This is a genomic window from Cutibacterium namnetense, from assembly GCF_001642025.1.
GTDB classification, from domain to species: domain Bacteria; phylum Actinomycetota; class Actinomycetes; order Propionibacteriales; family Propionibacteriaceae; genus Cutibacterium; species Cutibacterium namnetense.
In genome coordinates, this window is record NZ_LWHO01000001.1 from 85,009 (window position 1) to 104,871 (window position 19,863).

Sequence of the window (19,863 nt, forward strand, 5' to 3'; positions counted from 1 at the left end):
TATAACCCGATCACCCTCAACTCCCGTGTTCCACGTGAAACACATCTCATCGATTTCTCGTTATATCGATATATGGCTATATGAACGTGCTCGATCGTGTCCCAGGCGCGGAACCACGTCGATCCCACATCCGCCACCCCACTAGCCAGCAACCTCCACCGGTCACACGTTCACCAGCAAGGCAACTCACACAGGGAGGGGACGGACAGAAACCGAGCGGCACAAAAACATATCGGGCCCCGCGACACCGTCACGAGGCCCGACAACCAACATCACTCTCGACCATCAAGAGAAATCTCGTCAAAGGTCGCCGTCGTCATCCGTACATTCACCGGCACTTCATCGCCAACCTGGGCGGGCTCTCCAGGCCCATTCACAAAGACCAAAGATGAATGCATATGCGGGGGCTCAGCGAATACCGCCCTCTTCCCAGCAATAGTGAACGGGCTAATAACCCATCCCACCATCTGTTGCAGTGCTTCAGCCCCAGGAATCAACCACTGACGCAGGGATCCAGCTGAGATGGGTGCAGATAGCGCGACTCCGTGCGCGGTTCCTCCAGACACCACGACGATGTATCCGTCAGTACGAGTTTTGACACGGTGGTACCCCACCGGTGTCCGCTTCGGTAGCCAGTGGACGTCAAGGACGGTGCCCGTCACACGGTAAGCATCGGCGTCACCCAGCCATAGGCGAGTACCGACCCTCATCCGCATCGGAACATCCAGTTCCTTGGACAACGCGATGTAATCGTCACAGGTGAGATGGGAAAACCAGATACCTCGCGAGGCCAACGGATGCCGTTTGACGATCCGAGCCATCTCACGGCCTTCGTCCAGGGATGCCCCTGATGGCAGGTGAATGGTCCAGCCTCGCATATCAAAGCCGTCAAGATCCAAGGCCGCCACCTCGTCGACTGGAACACCATGCCGGTGCATCGACGTCTCGACCTCAACCAAGATCGCCGCGCCGGGCGCAAGCTCACGCACCATAGCGATGTCCTCACGCCGTGACACCGTCGTGAGGACCTTGGGATCACGTAACAGATCGGTGGCTGTCTCGTCGCCAGGGCGCCACGGGTTAAGGACAACGACGTCCTTGTCCCAGCCGTACTGACGGACCGACGCCACCTCTTGGGCCACGCCGACCGCAAGAGTATCGACTCCCAGCCGCTGGGACTCCTGCACCAGCAGCTCATGCCCGAAGCCGTATCCGTTTCCCTTGGTAACTGGCACGATTCCGGGGCAGGACTTTGCAAAGGCCGTCAGGTGGTTGCGCCAGCGTTGCGCGTCAATGGTGAGCTTAAGCATGTCAGCGTCGCTTCATGTAGAGGTCAAAAGCTTTGTAGAGAACCCGGTTGATGGGCTTATCCCACTCACCGGGGAAGGCCACTGCTTGGCCGCCGCTACCAACCTTAAACTGGATGAGGCCAATCTCTGGGTCGTCGGCACCTACTCCGGCGACGATGCCCCGCATATCGTAGACCGCACATCCAGACTCATTGGCGGTGCGAATCATGGCCCATTGGATGGCGTTTGAGCCACGTACCTCTCGCTTGGCCGTGGTCGACGCGCCGTAGGAATACCAGGCGTGCTCACCGACGGTGACGAAAGTAGTTGCAGCAACAACGTCGCCCTCATGCTCAGCGAGGAAGACCTTCATGCGGCCCTCTTCTTCAGCGTTGAGGACATCCCACATATGCTCGAAATATTCTAGCGGGCGACCGGTGAATCCGTCGCGCTTAGCAGTCTCCAAGTAAACCTGATGGAAACGCGCTAGATCTTCGCGGGTGCCAAGTTTCACTTCGACACCGAGCTTGGCAGCCTTCTTGATATTGCGTCGCCACAGCTGATTCATTCCCTTGAGGAGCTCATCCTCGGACTTCTGGGTACCGTCCTCGTGGCGCAGCGAAAGCTGAAAGTTGAACTGCGGCTGCCCGGCAGCAAACCCCTGACCGGTGTTGTCAGTGATCCATCCGCCCCGCTTGAGCACTGATACGACGCGCTCTCCTTCGGGGGTTATGGCGTCCGGGGCAACCTCAGTCAACGAGGTGACGTTGTCGTCAGCGATGGCGGTTTTGATGGTTTTCGTTCCCCACATACGGTGCACGACAGCTGGTCCGACACGCACTGCGAAAGCCTGACGTTTCTTGACGTGGGCTACCAGCGCGTCGAAGTGCTCGTCGATGTCGTCCCGGGACCAGTCGAGAACCGGCCCCTCCGGCAGATAGGCCAGGTAGCGAGGCAGCTTGGGGAGTTTTCGGTAGAGGATCAGACCGACGCCGGTGAGCTCGTCACCGTCATAGAAACCTATTCGTTCACCTCGCCATTCCGACTTCACCCGCGCCCATGCGGGGGTCTGCAGGAAGGAGGCTGATCTTCGAGCCGCAATGAACTCGAGCATCGTGGGGACGGAAATGGGGCGAGCGGAAATTGGCACTCTGTTGAGTATAACGCCGTAATTATCTTGTCTTCAAAGAAGACGGGGTCCGGTTTTTACTCACCGGACCCGCCTCAATCCCTCAAAGAGTTATGTGTCACTGCTCCTGGGTGATAACCACATGGCGCTTAGGCTCGATACCCTCGGACTCACTGACGAGCCCTGCTGCGGCAACCGCGTCATGGACGATCTTGCGCTCGAAGGGATTCATCGGGGCAAGGTGAGCCGGTTCGCCGGTCTCCTTAACCGACTGAATCGCCTCGGTCGCCAACACCACGAGCTCCTTGCGACGCGACTCCCGATATCCGGCGATGTCGAGCATAAGGCGGGAACGGTGCCCGACTTCAGTCATGACGGCCAGCCGCGACAACTCCTGCAAAGCCTCTAGAACCTTGCCATCCTTGCCAACAAGGGTTTGCGAATCCGTGACGATGGAGACGTGGGCTCGGCCACTTTCCACATAGGTATCGATGTCGCCGTCCAGATCTGCGATGTCGAGGAGCTCTTCGAGGTAATCAGCGGCGATGTCACCCTCCTCGTCCAGAGGGTCGCCGGTCCCCTCATCATCGTCCTCGGCATCATCGTTATCGTCGATATCGGAATCCGCCGATTCGAGGTCGTCAGCCTCAATCTCCTCAGGTTCAAGGTTGCCTCGGTCCTCGATCTGATCGACGTCGAGCCCCTCGATGCGCTCGCTGCTCTCGCTCATCTGTTACCTTTCCAAGATCAACTAATAGTTCGGGACAGGCCTCAGGGCCCTTACTTCTTGCGTTGGGCTCGCGTCTGTTTGGCGGGCTGCTGACGACGAACCACCTGACGACCGCCATTGGCGTCCCTACGAACTGTCTGACGGGTCACGCCCTGGCGAGCCACCATTGGCTTGTCACCATCCTCGGCGGTAGCTACCGGAGTGGCGGCAACAACTTTGCGACGACGCTTCTCGCGACGAGCACGCTCGATTTCGTCGGGGTCTTTACCCTTGGCGATCATGCGCTCGCGCCAATCGATGTATGCCGGGGTATTTGGCGTCGGGTTGTTACGGATGAGGATCTCTTGCTGTCCTAGCGTCCAAAGGTTCGAGGTGGACCAGTAGAGCATGACACCGATCGGGAAGCTCACACCACTGAACAGGTACATCAGTGGGAACAGGTAGATCATCATCTTCTGTTGCTGAGCCATGGGGCCGGTTAGCGACTCCGGTGGCATGTTCTTCCGCATCAGCTGAAGCTGGGTGTAGAACAGCGTCGCCACCATGATGATGATCAGAACAAGAGCGACGACCTGAGTACCGCCAAATCCGTCGTTCATGGGAAGGAATCGACCAGCCAACTCCGCGCCAAAGAACTTGGCATGCTGCAGGGATTCCATTAGCCCCGGGTTTTTGGCGAAGAAGTGACCACGGGGGATACCACGAGAGGCGCCGTCCAGCACGCGGAACAACGCCAGGAAGATTGGCATCTGCAGTAGCACAGGTAGGCAGGATGCCGCCGGGTTAACCCCTTCCTCGCGGTAGAGGTTCATCATCTCCTGACCGGCTCGTTCCCGATCGTCGCCGTATTTCTCCTGGATGGCTTTCATCTTCGGCTGGATAAGCTGCATCGATCGCGCAGAGTTGATCTGCTTGACGAATAGCGGCACTAGCAGCAGACGGATGAAAATCGTCAGGCAGACGATGGCCAACGTCCACGAAGTACCGGAGTCGCGACCGAACAGCGGCGACCACAGGTAGTGGAAGAGGACGATCAGGCCGGACACTGCCCAGTACAGCGGCACCATGATGGCGTGACCCATTGCGTGTAGGGCGCCGCCCAGACCAAGTATGACCAGCGGGTTGAGCATCAATTCTCACCTCGGGTGTGGGAAGGGGTACCCAGGTGGGTACTCCCCGGATCGGTGTGTCCAGGGATGGTTCTTCGTAGGGCCGGTTCGTGATCCCTCAGGTTATCGCCTGTCAGATCGTGAGTCGGTTCATTCTTTGAGCGTGCAGTCTCCGGGTGGAGTTCACGCCATTGCCTCGCCTCGGCGGTGCCTGGTACTGGGTCATATCCACCGTGGGACCACGGATTACATCGCAGAATCCGCCAGATGATCAACGGCGTCGCACGAAAGATCCCGTGCACCTGCAACGCTCGCAGGCCGTAAGCCGAACAGCTGGGCTGATATTTGCAAACGTCCCCGTAGAGCGGCGAGATGAAGGCTCGCCACCCTTTGACAAATCCGATAGCCAGCCAGGTGAGGGGGCGAAAACGTCGCACCGTTGCCCACACGCCGCCATCACTGTTCGAGCGTCGTGAAGGTATCGCCGCAACCATCATCGCAGTTTCCGCAATGCCTGGTGCCATGCCCCGTCGAGGTCTTTGGCAACCCGATCAGGTTGGGTCGCTGCAGCTGGTAGGGCCCGCACGACGACCACGGTGCCATCCTCGAGCTCATCCACGAGGGGACGACAGAGATGACGCAGCCGACGTTTGACCCGATTGCGTGTCACGGCATTACCCACGGCCTTGGACACGACAAAACCGACCCGCGGTGTAACGCTAGGGTCGGGTCGAGGGGTTGTCGTTATATCAAACGCCGATGGCCCGCCGGAACCACAGTTATCCATAGGTGCTGTGGATAACTCGGTCATATCGGCTGAGCCGAGCCTGACCTGTGCGCGTCGCCCGGCATGCACAACGAGAGTGGGACGACCCGACCTGACCCCCCCGCGGACCGCGTCACGGTAGTCACCGGGACGGTGCATCCGCGACCGGGCAGGCAGCATAGGAACTCAGGCCGACAGATTGACGCGGCCCTTGCGGCGGCGAGCAGCGAGGATGCTGCGACCGGCACGGGTGCTCATGCGGGAACGGAAGCCGTGGTTACGGGCACGACGACGGTTGCTGGGCTGGAAAGTGCGCTTCACGGGATGTTCTCCCTTGTGTCTTGGGGATCACCCGGGGGATCGACGCGAGCCGGCCCCTCCGGGGCGCCCGGATGGGCGCAGGGGAAGTGGACGCTGGAGACAGCGACTGGACAACTCTACGTTGTCGGAGCCCTCGTCGGCAAACTGACGGTCCTGTGCCGTCAAGGCATCGAATAACATTCATGAAACCACATTCATGTAGTCATTTGACCCGCCTGGCAAGCCGCTCAAACCGGTTGCGGATAGGCCGAGGACTCACTAGCGTTCAGCGGAGTGGTACTCCTTGGGTATCCTGTCTCACCGGCTGTGGAAAACTGTGTGGACAACTCTCGACAACTTCTAGCGAAACAGGTGGTGGAATGACCGACACCCCGTTCGGTGACGCCGACCACCCCCGTCCCGCACCGATCCATCCGGATGCTGTACTACCTCCGCCGATGAGTTCACAGCCGGCTGATAGTGATCCCACTGAGGCTCTTAATGAAGCTTGGGCCAACATCCTCACAAAGGTTTCGAAACCCAATCGGGCGTGGCTATCCAACACCACCCCGGTAACGATGCACGCTTCTACGGCGATGGTTGCCGTCCCCAACGAATTTGCCCGTGACCGTCTTGAATCGAAGATGCGTTACGAGCTGGAAGAACTTCTGTCCGACCATTTTCACAAGGCCATCCACCTGGCCATCACCATCGATCCTGATCTGGAGTTGGCTCTTGGCGCCCCTGATCATGAGGACGAGGAAGAAGATCTTCCACCTGCCCAGTTTGTCCCCAAGGTCACCGTCGGAGTAGCTGAACCTTCCGCTCAACCCGCCGCCACCATTGATGATGACGAGGTCAACCGACTCAACCCGAAGTACACCTTCGATTCCTTCGTTATCGGCGCATCCAATCGGTTTGCCCACGCCGCTGCCGTCGCGGTCGCTGAGACGCCTGGAAAGTCGTACAACCCGCTGCTCATCTACGGTGGCTCTGGGTTAGGTAAAACCCATTTGCTGCATGCTATTGGGCGTTACGTCCTGTCGTATTACGACAATGTCAAGGTGAAGTACGTCTCCACCGAGGAACTCACCAACGATTTCATTAACGCAATCGGCACCAATCGCACCCGAGAGTTCCGTCGTTCTTACCGCGACGTCGATGTCCTGCTAGTTGACGATATCCAGTTCCTAGAGTCAAAGATCCAAACTCAGGAAGAGTTCTTCCACACCTTCAATACTCTTCACAACGCTCAGAAGCAGATCGTCATGACTTCTGACCGGCCGCCAAAGCTATTGGAGGCTCTTGAGCCGCGTCTGCGCAGCCGGTTCGAGTGGGGTCTACTCACCGACATCCAGCCCCCAGATCTAGAGACTCGCATCGCTATCCTGCGACGTAAGGTCGCGGCCGAGAAGATCACCGTCGAGCCGGATGTACTGGAGTTCATCGCTAGCCGTATCCAAACCAATATCCGTGAGCTCGAGGGAGCCCTCATTCGGGTAACCGCCTTCGCCAGTCTCAACCAGCAACCGGTGGATACCTCGCTGGCTGAAGTTGTCCTCAAGGACCTCATTCCAGAAGGTCGCGAGACCCCGGTGACGCCAGAGCGCATCATCGCGGAGACCGCCGACTATTTCGACATCTCCACGGACGATCTTTTGGGCACGTCGCGCGCTCAAAGCCTTGTCACAGCCCGGCAAATTGCGATGTACCTGTGCCGGGAGCTTACTGACCTCTCGTTGCCCAAGATCGGTGCTGAGTTTGGCGGTAAGGACCACACCACCGTCATGCATGCTGACCGCAAAATCCGCGCCCTCATGGGAGAGCAGCGTCAGATCTTCAATCAGGTCTCTGAGATCACCAACCGCATCAAGCAGTACTGAGGGCCACGAGGCCGTAGCTTGTCAACGGCGACAGCTATGTCCGTGTCGTTTGGCTATGCATGCATCCCGGTATCCCCATCCCCACACCCAGGTGTGGAAAACCAGTGGATAGCCAGGGGATAACGAGGGGACAACTTCCGGCATCCACAGCCACCCCATCGACGTGCACATCTGGTCCACGTCGTTATCCACTACCAAATAGCGCATCTGACAAGGGGTTTTGGAGGTTATCCACAAGTTCCACAGGGGTTACGAGTACGAAGAAAAGACATACATCTTGATCCCTTACAAGTCTGTGGGTGTGGATTTGGGGACAAGGCCTCGTTGGTGCACGCGCTGACAGCTCTAACGCGAGACCACGAATCCACTGCCAGCGAGAACCCTCGACGTTGGCATCACCATGGGAGTGCCAATGGCCAGTAAGCATGGATATGATCGGCATGCAGGCACCATGGGGTGCGAGACGCCAAGTCAAGGGGACGCAGTGGAAATCCGTCTGGAACGCGATGTCATGGCCGAAGCTGTTGCCTGGGCTGCTCGCAGTCTGCCGAACCGGCCGACAGTGCCGATTTTGGCTGGACTGCTTGTGCGAGCTCAAGACGACTCGGTCGTGATGTCAGCCTCCGACAACGAGACGAGCGCACAAATTACCCTTCCTGCTCAGGTTGACAAGCCGGGGGAATCTCTCGTCTCTGGCAAGCTGCTTGCTGAAATTGCTCGCAGTCTGCCCAACAAGCCGGTTCAGATCACGACTGATCCTGCCAAGATGGATCTGGTGTGTGGATCTGCTCGCTTCACTCTGCAGGCCCTTCCTGTTGATGAGTATCCCGATCTGCCGCAAATGCCTGCGGCCACGGGCACTGTTGACGCGAATGTTTTCTCCAGGGCTGTCGCCCAAGTCGTCGTGGCTGCGGGTCGTGATGAACTATTGCCGGTCTTTACAGGTGTGCGCGTCGAGATCAACGGGGAGGTTCTCTCGCTGCTGGCCACGGACCGTTACCGGATGGCTCTCAAGGAAGTCACGTGGAATCCCAGTGCCACCGACGCCGAGGCCACCGCTTTGGTGCCGGCCAAGGTCATCAATGAAACCGCGCGCTCGATGACCTCTGGTGAGCATGTCACCGTGAACCTTTCTTCAGGCGACAGTGGTGAAGGTCTCGTCGGCTTCGAGGGTGACGGGGCTAACGGCGTGCGTCGTATGACCACGCGCCTGCTAAGCGGGGAGTTCCCCAAAGTGCGCCACCTTATGGACATCAAGGCCACCCGCTCAGTGCGGGCCCGTACTGATGAACTCATCAATTCCGTGCATCGCGTCTCCCTCGTCGCTGAGCGCAACACTCCGCTGCGGATGGTCATCAATGATGACTCGATCGCCTTGTCGGCGGCCACAGGTGACCAAGCCCAAGCTTCTGAGGCCATTGAGGCTGTTGTCACAAACCACGTTGACGGGGAGTCCACCATTACCGCGGCTGGGTTCAACCCGCAGTACCTGTCTGACGCTCTCGGTGCCTTGGACACCCCTTACGTCCACTTCTCCTTCACCGCTCCTGGCAAGCCTTGCCTGGTGACCGGTCTCAATGATCTCGACGGCAAGCCGGAGACCGATTACCGTCACGTCATCATGCTGATGAGATTGCCTTCCTGAGGTGGCTTTGCGTTACGAGGATGTCTTGCCCGGCAGCCCCACAAGGCATATTTATGTTGGGCTATAGCACCACCCCTGGTGGACAAGTGTCATGGGGTGCCAGATGGTCCCGCTAAAGGGATTGCCACACTGGTCCCATGACAACCATCGCTGACGTCAAGACTGAGGTTGACCGCGTCTTCGATGCCTCTGGTGCGCCTTATTGGCCGAATCCACACGCTGATAATTCCATTGCTGCCGAGGAGGAGTACAGCAGGGTCACTGATCCCCAGAAGTACCACGTTCTCGTGCTGCGTTTACAGGCGTGGCAGACGGTCCTCGCGAAAATGTGTGGCGTTGACGTCGACACCAGAGCCAAAGGCCTGGGCACGTTGCGGCAGCGGTGGTCAAGTCCTCACAGTGACACACTGCCGCTATACGCCTCGGTGGTGACCCTTGACCAGGTTCCTTTCGTAGGGCTGTCCGTCACCTCAGACACCGATCCTTTTGACATCGTTCCGGACTGTGCCTGTGATGCCTGCGACTACGGTTCGCAAGATCTCCTGCGGGTCCTTGACGCGGACCTGACGGCCGTCGTTGACGGTAGCCTTGTTGTTGTCACCGGGCCGGTGGTTGATGGTGATCCAACATTCCATCTCGTCGGTACCGGACGGGGGTGCGCGGTGACCTGGGGAGAAGATGAGGTCGGCCCATTATTCGAGCCGGAAGCCGTCATTGACGCTATTCGCAGTGGGGACGATCCGTTGCTGCCACCTGGATGCACCGTCCGCCACGGTAGATCGTGGCTGTGAACATGTCTGTCCGGTAATCTGACTCGGACGACCTGTGGTCGGAGGGGGTTCGGATGTTCGTTGAGCGCCTCGAGCTGATTGATTTCCGCTCCTACGTCCGTGCTGACGTCCCCATGACCGCAGGGGCGACGACCTTTATTGGCTCTAATGGCCAAGGGAAGACGAACCTCGTTGAGGCGGTGGAATATCTTTCGACGTTGTCATCGCACCGCGTCAGCAATGACACTCCGCTAGTGAGACTGGGAGCTGACCAGGCTGTCGTACGAGGCCGGGTCCGTGCCGGGGCCGACGACGCCCGCAGCTTGCTGCTGGAGGTGGAGATTAATGCGCGACGCGCCAATCGGGCGCGCATTAATCGTGCCCCGTTGACTCGACCACGGGAGATTCTCGGGGTGTTGAGAACTGTAGTGTTTTCGCCCAATGACCTGGCCGTGGTGCGCGGTGATCCGTCAGATCGTCGCACGTTCCTCGATGGTTTGGTGATGACGCGGTGGCCCAGGATGGCTGCGGTGAAGTCTGATTATGAACGGGTCCTTAAGCAGCGTAATGCCCTGCTTAAATCCCTGTCCGGGAAGGGGCGATCGGCGGGAGCTGAAATTGGCGCGACGATGGACATCTGGGACGACGAGCTGGCTACTATCGGTGCTGAACTCCTTTCGGCTCGGCTAGATACTCTGTCGGCTGTCATGCCGTTGACTTCGGCCGCCTACCGCGAGATTGCTCCGGTGAATGACTTGGCAACCGCGTCGTATAAGTCCACGATTGATCTTGAGGGGCTGTGGTCGCCTCCGCAAGAGGGGAAGAATCCCGAACCGATCGACCGCAACGAGCTTGCACATCGGTTCCTCGCTGCCTTAGCGACTCGGCGGGCTGACGAGCTCATCCGCGGCGTCACCCTCGTCGGCCCGCAACGTGACGACATCGTCTTACATATCGGAGAAATGCCGGCTAAGGGATATGCCTCCCACGGTGAATCGTGGTCGTTGGCTCTGGCCTTGAGATTGGGGTCGTTCCAGCTCCTGCGTGATGACGGCATTGAACCCGTTCTCGTCCTTGACGACGTTTTCGCTGAGCTTGATGCGACGCGCCGGGACCGACTGGCATCGTCGGTAGTGCAAGCTGATCAGGTGTTAGTGACGGCCGCGGTAGCCTCGGATGTTCCCGAGATTCTGCGCGGGGAGAGGTTCGACGTTGGGGGTGGTCAGGTGCTGGCCTATGAGGGGAGTGACGATGACTGACGGCCTTGACGAGGGTCCGACTGAAGAGGATCGTTGCCTAGCGGCTGATCATGATGACGAGGGTGTCGATGTTGCCTTGGCTATTGCTCGAGCCGCTCGTGGTGAACCGGCAGGAACCCCGCGTCGTGACGATGATGGTGAGGTTTTGCTGCCGCCACCTCGACGTTCCACAGTGAGGAAACGCCGTCGTCGCTCCGCTACTCCCCCGGCATGGTCTGGTCCTGGGGATGACGGCCGTGACCCGATGGTTCTTGGCGACGCCTTCACCCACCTGGTCCGCTCCAAGGGGTGGGGCCGCCAGGTTAATCTGCATCTGGTGCTCTCACGCTGGCCGGAATTGGTCGGCCCGACGAATGCGGAGCATTCTCGCCCGGTTAAGTATCAGGGGACAGTTCTGACAGTCCGGACCGAAGCGACGGTGTGGGCGACGTCTTTGCGCACTATCGCACCTCAGTTGGTGGCCGAGCTCAATCGTCGTCTGGGAGAGAGGACCGTCACCAGGGTCGTCATTGAGGGGCCAACTGCTCCCAGTTGGAAGCATGGGCCTCGGTCGGTGCCGGGTAGAGGGCCGCGAGATACCTACGGGTGATGGAAGTCCAGTCAATTTGACCGAGTAGTCACGGTCAACATGACTGGATTTCGTCCATGGTCTACTGCTTTTCCCAAAGTCTGTTGAAAACTTCATCGTCGTTAGCCAGCTCCGCTGGGACCCGCGATACCAAAGCTAGCGCCGCGGACAACTTTCAAGTCTGTTGGTTTTAGATAGTCGCGTCGTCGTGGAAGTCGTGGTACTCATGATCGTCGGGATTGCCCGCACTTAGGTGACTCGAACCCAACCGACGTGATGAAATCGGACTATGCGTGCACTGAAGGGTCAGGTCCAGCATTACGACTGGGGTTCCACTGACGCCATTCCCGCCATCCTTGGGATCAGACCCGATGGCACCCCGTGGGCCGAGTACTGGCTGGGAGCCCACCCCAAAGCTCCATCGACCCTACCGGACGGCACACCTCTGGATCAGTGGCTGACACATCACCCCGACGAGCTGGGAGCCGCGAGCCGCGAGGTTTTCGGTGATCGTTTGCCCTTTCTGCTGAAAATCCTGTCTGCCGATCATGCCCTGAGTATCCAGGCTCACCCTTCACGGAAACAGGCTGAGAAGGGGTTCGCCGCCGAGAACAAGGCAGGGGTTCCCCTTAATGCCCCCGACCGCATCTTCCGCGACGACTGGCCCAAGCCCGAGATGATCGTCGCCCTTACTGATTTTGATGCCCTGTGCGGCTTCCGTGATCCATCCTTGTCGGTGGTATTGCTGTCGGGTTTGGGAGAAGTGGATGGACTGAACGAGGTGCTGGCACCACTGAGTCACAACGGTGGCTTGGCCACTCTCGTGGCGGCAGTGCTGTCGGGTGACGGCGATGTGACTGCGGTCGTCGAAGGGGTTGTGTCCGCCTCGCGTGCCTACCTCAACGACGGCGCAGACGAAGACGTCCGGAGTTTGGCCACCACTGCCGTCGAGCTGTGGGAGGACCATCCCGGAGACCCATCGATTCTTGTCGCTTTGCTGATGAATCGGGTTCGATTGGCCCCAGGTCAGCAAATCCACCTGGGGGCGGGCACGATGCACGCCTATCTTAGTGGCACCGGTGTGGAAATTATGGCTAATTCCGACAATGTTCTGCGTGGCGGTCTGACGAGCAAGTACGTCGACGTCAAAGCCTTATTAGACCACGCCAACATGACTCCGGAACCGTGTGTCGCAGAGTATGCCGAGCAAGTATCTTCAGGGATAGGTCGGTATCGCACAGAATTTCCGGAATTTCGGTTGTGGGAGCTCAAGAGCCATGATGACACCCTTGCTCTTCCCGCCGCCGAACTAGGGCGAATCCTTCTTGTCACGGAGGGCCAACTGGTGGCTCACTGGGGTACTACAAACTGCGAATTGAGCAGTGGTCAATCCGCTTGGTTGTCGGCCGGTGACAAGGTGATGGTGTCCGGTCAGGGGCGTGGATTCCTGGCAAGTGCCGGGATCGGTGCCCCCTAAATGGAGGCGGCGTAACGCTGCTGACGTCGTGACCCTCACTCGGTACCCGTAGTCGGGCGAGGGGGTTAAATCGCTCACAGGCCCTCTCAATGTCCGTCTCGCGGGTTCCGGTGTCTGGTGCCGCGCGGGTTTGCGGTAGCATAGGAGCGTTGGGCTCCCCGCCGGTTATGACATCCGACGGTGACGCCAGACCCGGAGGTCACCGTGACCTCTGTAGAGACACAGGAGCGCATTGCCCGTGAGCCAGCCCGAGATGCCCGAGTCCGTGACCGACGGGAACACCCCCGAGGACCTTCTCATTGATGTCACCGATCATCCTGACGCTCTGGATCCGGAACTTCCCCCAACCACCGTCGACGGTTCCTACGATGCCGGTCAGATCACCGTTTTGGAAGGCTTAGAAGCCGTCCGAAAGCGCCCCGGCATGTATATCGGCTCCACTGGTGAGCGCGGTCTGCACCACTGCGTCTACGAGATCGTCGATAACTCCGTCGACGAGGCGATGGCCGGCTATTGCGACACTATCCAAGTTGAGTTGCTCGACGATAACTGGTGCCAGGTTACCGACAATGGACGTGGCATCCCCGTCAAGGAGCACCCCATCGAACACATCCCTACCGTCACCTTGGTGCTGACCAAGCTGCACGCTGGTGGCAAGTTCGGCAACGGCGGTTACAAGGTCTCTGGTGGTCTGCACGGCGTCGGTTCCTCAGTCGTCAACGCCTTGTCGGCCCACTTCATCGTCGAGGTGAGACGGGATGGCTATCACTGGCGTCAGTCCTTCACCCTCGGTGAGCCCGACGGTCCGCTGGAGCAGCTGGAAGCTCTTAGCCCCGACGACCGCGAGGGCACCACGGTGCGTTTCCAGCCTTCTGACGAGATCTTCGATGCCATCGTCTTCGACTACGAGACATTATCGAACCGCTTCCGCGAGATGGCCTTCCTTAATAAAGGCCTGCGTATTGTGCTCACTGATCGTCGCGCCGACCACGCCGACGAGGAGGGCAACCCGGTCCACGAGGACTTCCTTTACGAAGAAGGCCTCAGAGACTACGTCCGATTCCTCACCGGTACCCGCGACGTCATCAATCCCACCATCATCTCCCTAGAAGCCCATCGTCCCGAGGAAGGCATGGGCCTGGAGATCGCGATGCAGTGGAACACTTCCTACACCACCAGCGTCCACACCTTCGCCAACGCCATCAACACCATCGAAGGCGGCGCCCACGAGGAGGGTTTCCGTGCTGCTCTCACCAGCACCGTCAACCGGTGGGGTGAGACGTGGGGACTCATCAAGAAGCGTGAAGATCGTGTTTCCGGTGACGACATCCGCGAGGGCCTGACAGCTGTCGTTTCCATCAAGCTGACTGAGCCGCAGTTCGAGGGTCAGACGAAGACCAAACTCGGCAACGCCGAGGCCAAGTCCTTCGTCCAAAGAGCCCTCAACGAGAAGCTTTCAGACTGGTTCGAAGAGAATCCCAATGAGGGCAAGAGCATCGTCCGAAAATCCCAAGCTGCTGCCCAGGCCCGTGTAGCCGCTCGCAAGGCCCGCGATTTGGCCCGTAACCGTAAAGGTCTGCTGGGGTCGACGTCGCTGCCGGGCAAGCTTAAGGACTGCTCCTCAACCCATCCGGAGGAATGCGAGATTTTCATTGTGGAGGGCGACTCGGCCGGTGGCTCGGCCTCTCAGGGTCGTGATCCGCGCATCCAGGCCATTCTGCCGTTGCGAGGAAAGATCCTCAATGTTGAAAAAGCCCGCCTCGACCGCGCGCTGAGTTCAGAGACTATCGAGTCGATCATTAACGCGCTAGGAACCGGTGTCCACGAGGACTTCGATTTGGACAAACTGCGCTATCACAAGATCATCCTCATGGCCGATGCCGACGTTGACGGCGCTCATATCCGCACCCTGTTGCTGACCCTACTGTTCCGGTTCATGCGCCCGGTCATTGACGCTGGCCACGTCTACCTGGCACAACCCCCGCTGTTCCGGCTGCGCTGGACGAACTCGCCTCACGAGCTGGCCTACTCCGACGAGGAGCGTGACCTGCTGCGCGAGGATGGTCTGGCTCACGGCAAGAAGCTGCCCCAAGTCAATCCGATTCAGCGGTACAAGGGTCTGGGCGAGATGGATGCCGAGGATCTGTGGGACACCACTATGGACCCCGACAAGCGTCTACTACTCCAGGTGACCCTTGAGGACGCCGCCTTGGCCGACCAGATGTTCTCCATCCTTATGGGCGAGGACGTTGAACAACGCCGATCGTTTATTCAGCGCAATGCCAAGGACGTTCGTTTCCTCGACATCTGAGCACTCATTCCCTCATCCACTGATTATTCAAAGGACACTCCATGGCTGACGACGAGCAGAACCAGGCGGACCGTCAAGGATTGGTGACCGGCCGTCACGTCGGAATCCAGCCGGTCGAGATTCGTGACGAGATCCAGAACGCTTATCTCGACTACGCGATGAGCGTCATCGTCGGGCGAGCCCTGCCCGATGTGCGCGACGGCCTAAAACCGGTGCACCGTCGTGTTATCTACGCGATGTACGACGGCGGTTACCGCCCCGACCGCGGCTGGAATAAGTGCTCCCGTGTCGTCGGCGACGTCATGGGAAAGTACCACCCCCACGGTGACTCGGCCATTTACGACACGTTGGTGCGTCTGGCCCAGCCGTGGGCGATGCGATACAAGCTGGTGCAGGGGCAGGGCAACTTCGGGTCTCAGGGTAACGACGGCGCGGCCGCCATGCGATACACCGAATGCAAAATGGCCCCGCTGGCCATGGAGATGGTTCGCGATATCGACCAGGACACTGTCGATTTCCAGCCCAACTACGACAACAAGGAGACCGAGCCGGTCGTCTTGCCGTCGAGGTTCCCCAACCTGCTTGTCAACGGTTCTTCGGGTATCGCGGTGGGCATGGCCACCAACATTCCGACTCACAACCTGCGTGAGGTTAACGAGGCCGTGCAGTGGTCTTTGGCTCACCCCGAGGCTTCCGAAGAAGAGCTACTCGAGGCGTGTCTGGAGCGCATTAAGGGCCCGGACTTCCCCGGTGGCGCCCTCATCGTGGGTCGGCAGGGGATCGAGGACGCCTACCGCACCGGTCGCGGTTCGGTGACGATGCGTGCCGTCATCGACATGGAAGAAGATAAGAAGGGACGCCAGTGCCTAGTTGTCACCGAGTTGCCTTATATGTGCAATCCGGACAACCTTGCCACCAAGATCGCCGACCTGGTGAACTCCGGTCGCATCAATGGTATCGCCGACATCCGTGACGACTCCTCAGCTCGTACCGGTCAGCGTCTGGTCATCGTCCTCAAGCGCGACGCCCAGCCGCGTGTGGTTATGAACAACCTGTACAAGCACACTGCGCTGCAGGACACCTTCGGCTGCAACATGCTGGCTTTAGTGGACAATGTGCCGCGCACCCTGCGACTAGACCAGTTCATCAGCTACTGGATTGACCACCAGATGGAGGTCATCCGCAGGCGTACCGAGTATCGCCTGGCTCAGGCCGAAAAGGACGCTCACATCCAGCGAGCCCTCGTCAAGGCACTGGACATGCTCGATGAGGTCATCGCGCTCATTCGCCGCTCCCCGAACACCGAGGCCGCCAGCACCGGCCTGCAGGAGCTGCTCGATATCGACGAGATTCAGGCTCGCGCCATCCTCGATATGCAGCTACGTCGGTTGGCTGCCCTGGAGCGTCAAAAGATCATTGACCGGCTCGAAGAACTCGAGCGCCTCATCGCGGAGTACAAAGCAATCCTGGCTAGCGAGGACCGCCAGCGCGAGATCATCTCCACCGAACTTGCCGAGATCGTCGATAAGTACGGTGACGAGCGTCGCACCCGCATTATCGCGGCCGACGGAGACTTCTCCGAGGAGGATTTCATCCCTGACGACGGCGTCGTCGTCACCATCACTCGGGGCGGCTACGCCAAACGGACTCGTACCGACCTGTACCGAGTCCAGAAGCGCGGTGGCAAGGGGGTTCGCGGTGCCAGTCTGCGTGCTGACGACGAGGTGGCGCAGCTGTTCACCACCACCAACCATCAGTGGATCCTGTTCTTCACGAATATGGGACGCGTCTATCGCACCAAGGTGTGGCAGCTGCCGGAGGCTGGTCGTGACGCGAAGGGTGGTCACGTCGCTGGGCTACTGAGCTTCCTGCCTGACGAGAAGATCGCGCAGGTTATGACTCTGCGGTCTTACGAAGATGCCGAGTACCTCCTGCTAGCCACCCGCAAGGGCATGGTCAAGAAGACGGCTCTCAAGGCCTACGACTCGTCGCGTCAGGCCGGCGTCATTGCCATCAACTTCCGCACCGACGATGACGAACTCATCGGTGCTGAGCAGTGCTCCGCCGCTGACGATGTGCTGCTCATCAGTCGCAAAGGTCAGGCAATCCGATTCTCTGCTGGCGACGACCAGCTGCGCGCGATGGGACGTGCCACTTCAGGGGTTACCGGCATGAAATTCCGGGATGACGACGAGCTGCTGTCGATGTCGATCATCCACTCCGACATGCCCGAGGACGATCGGTTTGTCTTTACTGCTACTGACGGTGGCTATGCCAAGCGGAGTGCCGTTTCGCAGTATCGCCAGCAAGGACGCGGAGGGCTCGGTATCAAAGCCATGGCTCTCAACGAGGAACGTGGCTCTCTCGTTGGCGGCCTGGTGGTGAGCGAGGCTGACGAGATCATCGCGATTAAGTCGTCAGGTCAGATCACCCGGTCGGCCGTGTCAGAGGTTCCTGCCAAGGGACGCTCCACGATGGGGGTCAAGTTCGTCTCCGTCCGCGGTGGCGACGCTGTCTCAATTATCGCTCTCAACCCCGAGCAAGCCGTCGACGAGGACGTTTCCGAAGAGCCGGTGGAAAACGTTGAAGGCGATGCCGCACACAGTGAACCGGGGGATGTGCTTTTGCAAAGCGATATTGTGGATGGCGACCGGGCCGTCGATACGGCGGAAAGCGAGATGGAGCCGGAGGACAACGGTGAGTGACAATAAGAAGGTGACGCATCCGGGTCCCGATGATCTGGAGGCAACCCACTGGACCACCGGTGACGCCCGTCGTATCTTCCACGGGGAGGGCAACGAGCGCTCTGATCCGCTTCGGGAATCTGATCGCAAGCGGACGACGGCGTCTACCCCGGTGAGGCGTGCCGGTTCGCGTGCTGCCCAAAGGGAGAAGGCCCCGAACCAGCAGGAGTCACGCCGTTCGCCTCAGGGGCATCAGCCGACACGCGCTGCCAGGCGCACACGTAAGGCTCGGTTGCGCCTGACCCGCGTCGACCCGTGGTCGGTCATGAAGACCTCCCTGCTATTCGGTGTGGCTGGCGCGGTGATTCTCTTCATCGCAACCTGGATCATTTGGGGCATCATAGGTGCTTCGGGTGCCTTTGATTCTCTGAATAAGGTCGCTAATGACCTCATCAGTTCGCCAAGCTCGACGTCGAAGTTCCAGCTGTCTGACTACGTCAATACTGGGCGCGTGCTGGGTTTGACGGCCCTCATAGGTGCCATCAATGCGGTGCTGTTTACGGCGATTTCGACGTTGTTTAGCTTCCTTTATAACCTGGCTGCTCAGGTTATGGGAGGCTTGGAGGTCACCCTCGCCGAGGATTGAGTTCGGTGCCGTTGCCGGAACTGCGCACCGACTCGTAGACCTCCCGTACCGCCGCAGCCGAAGCCAACAGTTTCTCCTGTTCCCACTCGTCCAGGACGATGTCGAGGTGGTGTTCGACCCCGTGGCCACCGACCACCGCTGGCAGGGACAGGGACACCTCGCCGTGGAATCCCAGTACCCCGTCGGCCAGTGTGCATACCGGATGAATGGACCGCTGGTCGAGCAACATGGCCCGTGCCAAGCTCACTGCCGCCTTCGAGATGCCCGAGGACGTCCATCCTTTGCCCTCAAGGACATCGAAGGCCGACTGTACGACGCTGTTGCCCACCTGCTCGGGGGACAACGGTTCCAGCCCCAGGGCGGTAGTCGCCTCGGCGAGGGTCAGACCACCGATTGATGCATGCGACAGGTAGGGAAATGCTGTCGCCCCGTGCTCGCCCAGCATGAAAGCTTGCACCGAGTCGGGGCTTACGCCGGCCCAATCGGCGAGGTGGCGGCGCAGTCGGGCTGAATCGAGGGCGGTTCCGGTGCCCACGACGAGATTCGACGGGTAGTCGAACTCGGTTGCCGCGATATGGACGTTGACGTCCAGTGGGTTAGTGATGAGGATGATGGGCGCGCTGTGAGTGTATTGGCAGATGTTTCCCATCACCTCGCGGATGACCTTCGAATTGATCTGGGCCAGTGAATTACGTGAGTCATGGCCGCCGCCGTAACTGTCGGGCAGGACGGAGGGGCCAGCGGAGATGATGATGGCGTCGGCGCTGCGGCATGCGTCATAGTCGGCGGCCGTGATGGTGCTCGTCATGGCCGGGGCGACGGCGGTGGCCTGATGGTTGTCGAGGGCTTGGCCGTCGCGGACCTTCTCATCAACGTCGATGAGTGAGATGCGTGAGAAGAGTCCTAGAGCTGCGGCGTTGGTGACGACGTCTGAGCCGACGTGGCCGATTCCGATGACGACGAGGTGCGGTGCAGTTGACATAGATGTGATCCTTCCGTTGACGTTCATCGTCTCACTCGGCGCGTCAGCAGTCTCTGACAGTGAGATTGCGGTGGAGGGCTCTAGACCTGGTGTGGCAAATGTGTTCGTCGTTGGGTTAGGTGCCACTCCACATGGCACGCCCCCGTGTGGTGTGCCGGATTGCCACAGCCTTGATGGGGCCATAGCCGACGGGTGACTGGCGGGGTAGCCGAGGGCGTGGGGCAGATTCCGTAGTGCTGCCTTGACACTGGCTGCGCAATGTGATTCCGTTAAAGCCACGCATTCATGGAAACGTTTCCATGAGTTGGGCTTGGG

Annotated in this window: 17 protein-coding genes; 9 read left to right on the forward strand and 8 right to left on the reverse strand. The window is 59.5% G+C overall.

What is annotated here, in order from left to right:
• Positions 1 to 272 precede the first annotated feature (272 nt).
• From A5483_RS00325 to rpmH, 7 genes are all read right to left on the reverse strand, one after another.
• Positions 273 to 1,310: an alanine racemase gene (locus tag A5483_RS00325; RefSeq protein WP_002549779.1), complete on the reverse strand. Its 1,038-nt coding sequence runs from the start codon at positions 1,308 to 1,310 to the stop codon at positions 273 to 275.
• A 1-nt stretch (position 1,311) separates the two neighbouring features.
• Positions 1,312 to 2,439 (reverse strand): lipid II:glycine glycyltransferase FemX, encoded by a 1,128-nt coding sequence (locus A5483_RS00330; protein ID WP_303660081.1) that lies wholly within the window; start codon positions 2,437 to 2,439, stop codon positions 1,312 to 1,314.
• Between the two features lie 97 nt (positions 2,440 to 2,536).
• The gene (locus A5483_RS00335; RefSeq protein ID WP_002549759.1) at positions 2,537 to 3,148 is read right to left on the reverse strand and encodes a Jag family protein; all 612 of its coding nucleotides are present in this window, start codon (positions 3,146 to 3,148) and stop codon (positions 2,537 to 2,539) included.
• Between the two features lie 50 nt (positions 3,149 to 3,198).
• The gene (yidC, locus tag A5483_RS00340; protein ID WP_002549758.1) at positions 3,199 to 4,278 is read right to left on the reverse strand and encodes a membrane protein insertase YidC; all 1,080 of its coding nucleotides are present in this window, start codon (positions 4,276 to 4,278) and stop codon (positions 3,199 to 3,201) included.
• Positions 4,278 to 4,754 carry a membrane protein insertion efficiency factor YidD gene (gene yidD / locus A5483_RS10970; RefSeq protein ID WP_082863947.1) on the reverse strand — a complete coding sequence of 159 codons (477 nt, stop codon included), beginning with the start codon at positions 4,752 to 4,754 and terminating at the stop codon, positions 4,278 to 4,280. Before yidD ends, yidC begins: the two co-directional genes overlap by 1 nt.
• A complete protein-coding gene (gene rnpA / locus A5483_RS00350; RefSeq protein ID WP_002549787.1) occupies positions 4,751 to 5,203 on the reverse strand; it encodes a ribonuclease P protein component in 453 nt (150 codons plus the stop codon). Before rnpA ends, yidD begins: the two co-directional genes overlap by 4 nt.
• A 6-nt stretch (positions 5,204 to 5,209) precedes the next feature.
• Entirely contained in the window at positions 5,210 to 5,344 is a 135-nt protein-coding gene (rpmH, locus tag A5483_RS00355) for a 50S ribosomal protein L34 (protein WP_002512704.1), read from the reverse strand.
• 359 nt (positions 5,345 to 5,703) lie between these two features.
• On the opposite strand from rpmH, the gene dnaA reads away from it, so the two are divergent.
• The 9 genes from dnaA (at position 5,704) to A5483_RS00400 (ending at position 18,566) form a co-directional block, all read left to right on the forward strand.
• Positions 5,704 to 7,206: a chromosomal replication initiator protein DnaA gene (gene dnaA, locus A5483_RS00360; RefSeq protein WP_063810651.1), complete on the forward strand. Its 1,503-nt coding sequence runs from the start codon at positions 5,704 to 5,706 to the stop codon at positions 7,204 to 7,206.
• 484 nt (positions 7,207 to 7,690) lie between these two features.
• Entirely contained in the window at positions 7,691 to 8,851 is a 1,161-nt protein-coding gene (dnaN, locus tag A5483_RS00365; RefSeq protein WP_002549812.1) for a DNA polymerase III subunit beta, read from the forward strand.
• A 137-nt stretch (positions 8,852 to 8,988) separates the two neighbouring features.
• A complete protein-coding gene (locus A5483_RS00370; RefSeq protein WP_002549808.1) occupies positions 8,989 to 9,642 on the forward strand; it encodes a DUF6226 family protein in 654 nt (217 codons plus the stop codon).
• Between the two features lie 32 nt (positions 9,643 to 9,674).
• On the forward strand, positions 9,675 to 10,880 hold the full coding sequence (gene recF, locus A5483_RS00375) for a DNA replication/repair protein RecF (RefSeq protein WP_176607901.1): 1,206 nt from the start codon (positions 9,675 to 9,677) through the stop codon (positions 10,878 to 10,880).
• On the forward strand, positions 10,873 to 11,469 hold the full coding sequence (locus A5483_RS00380) for a DciA family protein (protein WP_002549782.1): 597 nt from the start codon (positions 10,873 to 10,875) through the stop codon (positions 11,467 to 11,469). The genes recF and A5483_RS00380 overlap by 8 nt, the downstream gene beginning before the upstream one ends.
• A 268-nt stretch (positions 11,470 to 11,737) precedes the next feature.
• Positions 11,738 to 12,925, forward strand: coding sequence for a mannose-6-phosphate isomerase, class I (manA, locus tag A5483_RS00385; RefSeq protein WP_063810653.1), 1,188 nt, complete (start codon positions 11,738 to 11,740; stop codon positions 12,923 to 12,925).
• Positions 12,926 to 13,178: 253 nt separating this feature from the next.
• On the forward strand, positions 13,179 to 15,236 hold the full coding sequence (gene gyrB, locus A5483_RS00390) for a DNA topoisomerase (ATP-hydrolyzing) subunit B (protein WP_176607902.1): 2,058 nt from the start codon (positions 13,179 to 13,181) through the stop codon (positions 15,234 to 15,236).
• Positions 15,237 to 15,277: 41 nt separating this feature from the next.
• Entirely contained in the window at positions 15,278 to 17,941 is a 2,664-nt protein-coding gene (gene gyrA / locus A5483_RS00395; RefSeq protein ID WP_002549745.1) for a DNA gyrase subunit A, read from the forward strand.
• Entirely contained in the window at positions 17,934 to 18,566 is a 633-nt protein-coding gene (locus A5483_RS00400; protein ID WP_063810655.1) for a DUF3566 domain-containing protein, read from the forward strand. The genes gyrA and A5483_RS00400 overlap by 8 nt, the downstream gene beginning before the upstream one ends.
• Here the strand turns inward: A5483_RS00400 and A5483_RS00405 are convergent.
• Positions 18,547 to 19,575, reverse strand: coding sequence for an L-lactate dehydrogenase (locus A5483_RS00405; RefSeq protein ID WP_052647612.1), 1,029 nt, complete (start codon positions 19,573 to 19,575; stop codon positions 18,547 to 18,549). The two genes, A5483_RS00400 and A5483_RS00405, sit on opposite strands and share 20 nt — an antisense overlap.
• Positions 19,576 to 19,863 lie beyond the last annotated feature (288 nt).

Bases quoted from the DNA above. Each gene is read 5' to 3' on its own strand.
- A5483_RS00325 (WP_002549779.1), bottom strand. From the start codon at position 1,310: ATGCTTAAGCTCACCATTGACGCGCAACGCTGGCGCAACCACCTGACG.
- A5483_RS00335 (WP_002549759.1), bottom strand. From the start codon at position 3,148: ATGAGCGAGAGCAGCGAGCGCATCGAGGGGCTCGACGTCGATCAGATC.
- yidC (WP_002549758.1), bottom strand. From the start codon at position 4,278: ATGCTCAACCCGCTGGTCATACTTGGTCTGGGCGGCGCCCTACACGCA.
- yidD (WP_082863947.1), bottom strand. From the start codon at position 4,754: ATGATGGTTGCGGCGATACCTTCACGACGCTCGAACAGTGATGGCGGC.
- rnpA (WP_002549787.1), bottom strand. From the start codon at position 5,203: ATGCTGCCTGCCCGGTCGCGGATGCACCGTCCCGGTGACTACCGTGAC.
- dnaA (WP_063810651.1), top strand. From the start codon at position 5,704: ATGACCGACACCCCGTTCGGTGACGCCGACCACCCCCGTCCCGCACCG.
- A5483_RS00370 (WP_002549808.1), top strand. From the start codon at position 8,989: ATGACAACCATCGCTGACGTCAAGACTGAGGTTGACCGCGTCTTCGAT.
- A5483_RS00380 (WP_002549782.1), top strand. From the start codon at position 10,873: ATGACTGACGGCCTTGACGAGGGTCCGACTGAAGAGGATCGTTGCCTA.
- manA (WP_063810653.1), top strand. From the start codon at position 11,738: ATGCGTGCACTGAAGGGTCAGGTCCAGCATTACGACTGGGGTTCCACT.
- gyrB (WP_176607902.1), top strand. From the start codon at position 13,179: ATGCCCGAGTCCGTGACCGACGGGAACACCCCCGAGGACCTTCTCATT.
- gyrA (WP_002549745.1), top strand. From the start codon at position 15,278: ATGGCTGACGACGAGCAGAACCAGGCGGACCGTCAAGGATTGGTGACC.
- A5483_RS00405 (WP_052647612.1), bottom strand. From the start codon at position 19,575: ATGAACGTCAACGGAAGGATCACATCTATGTCAACTGCACCGCACCTC.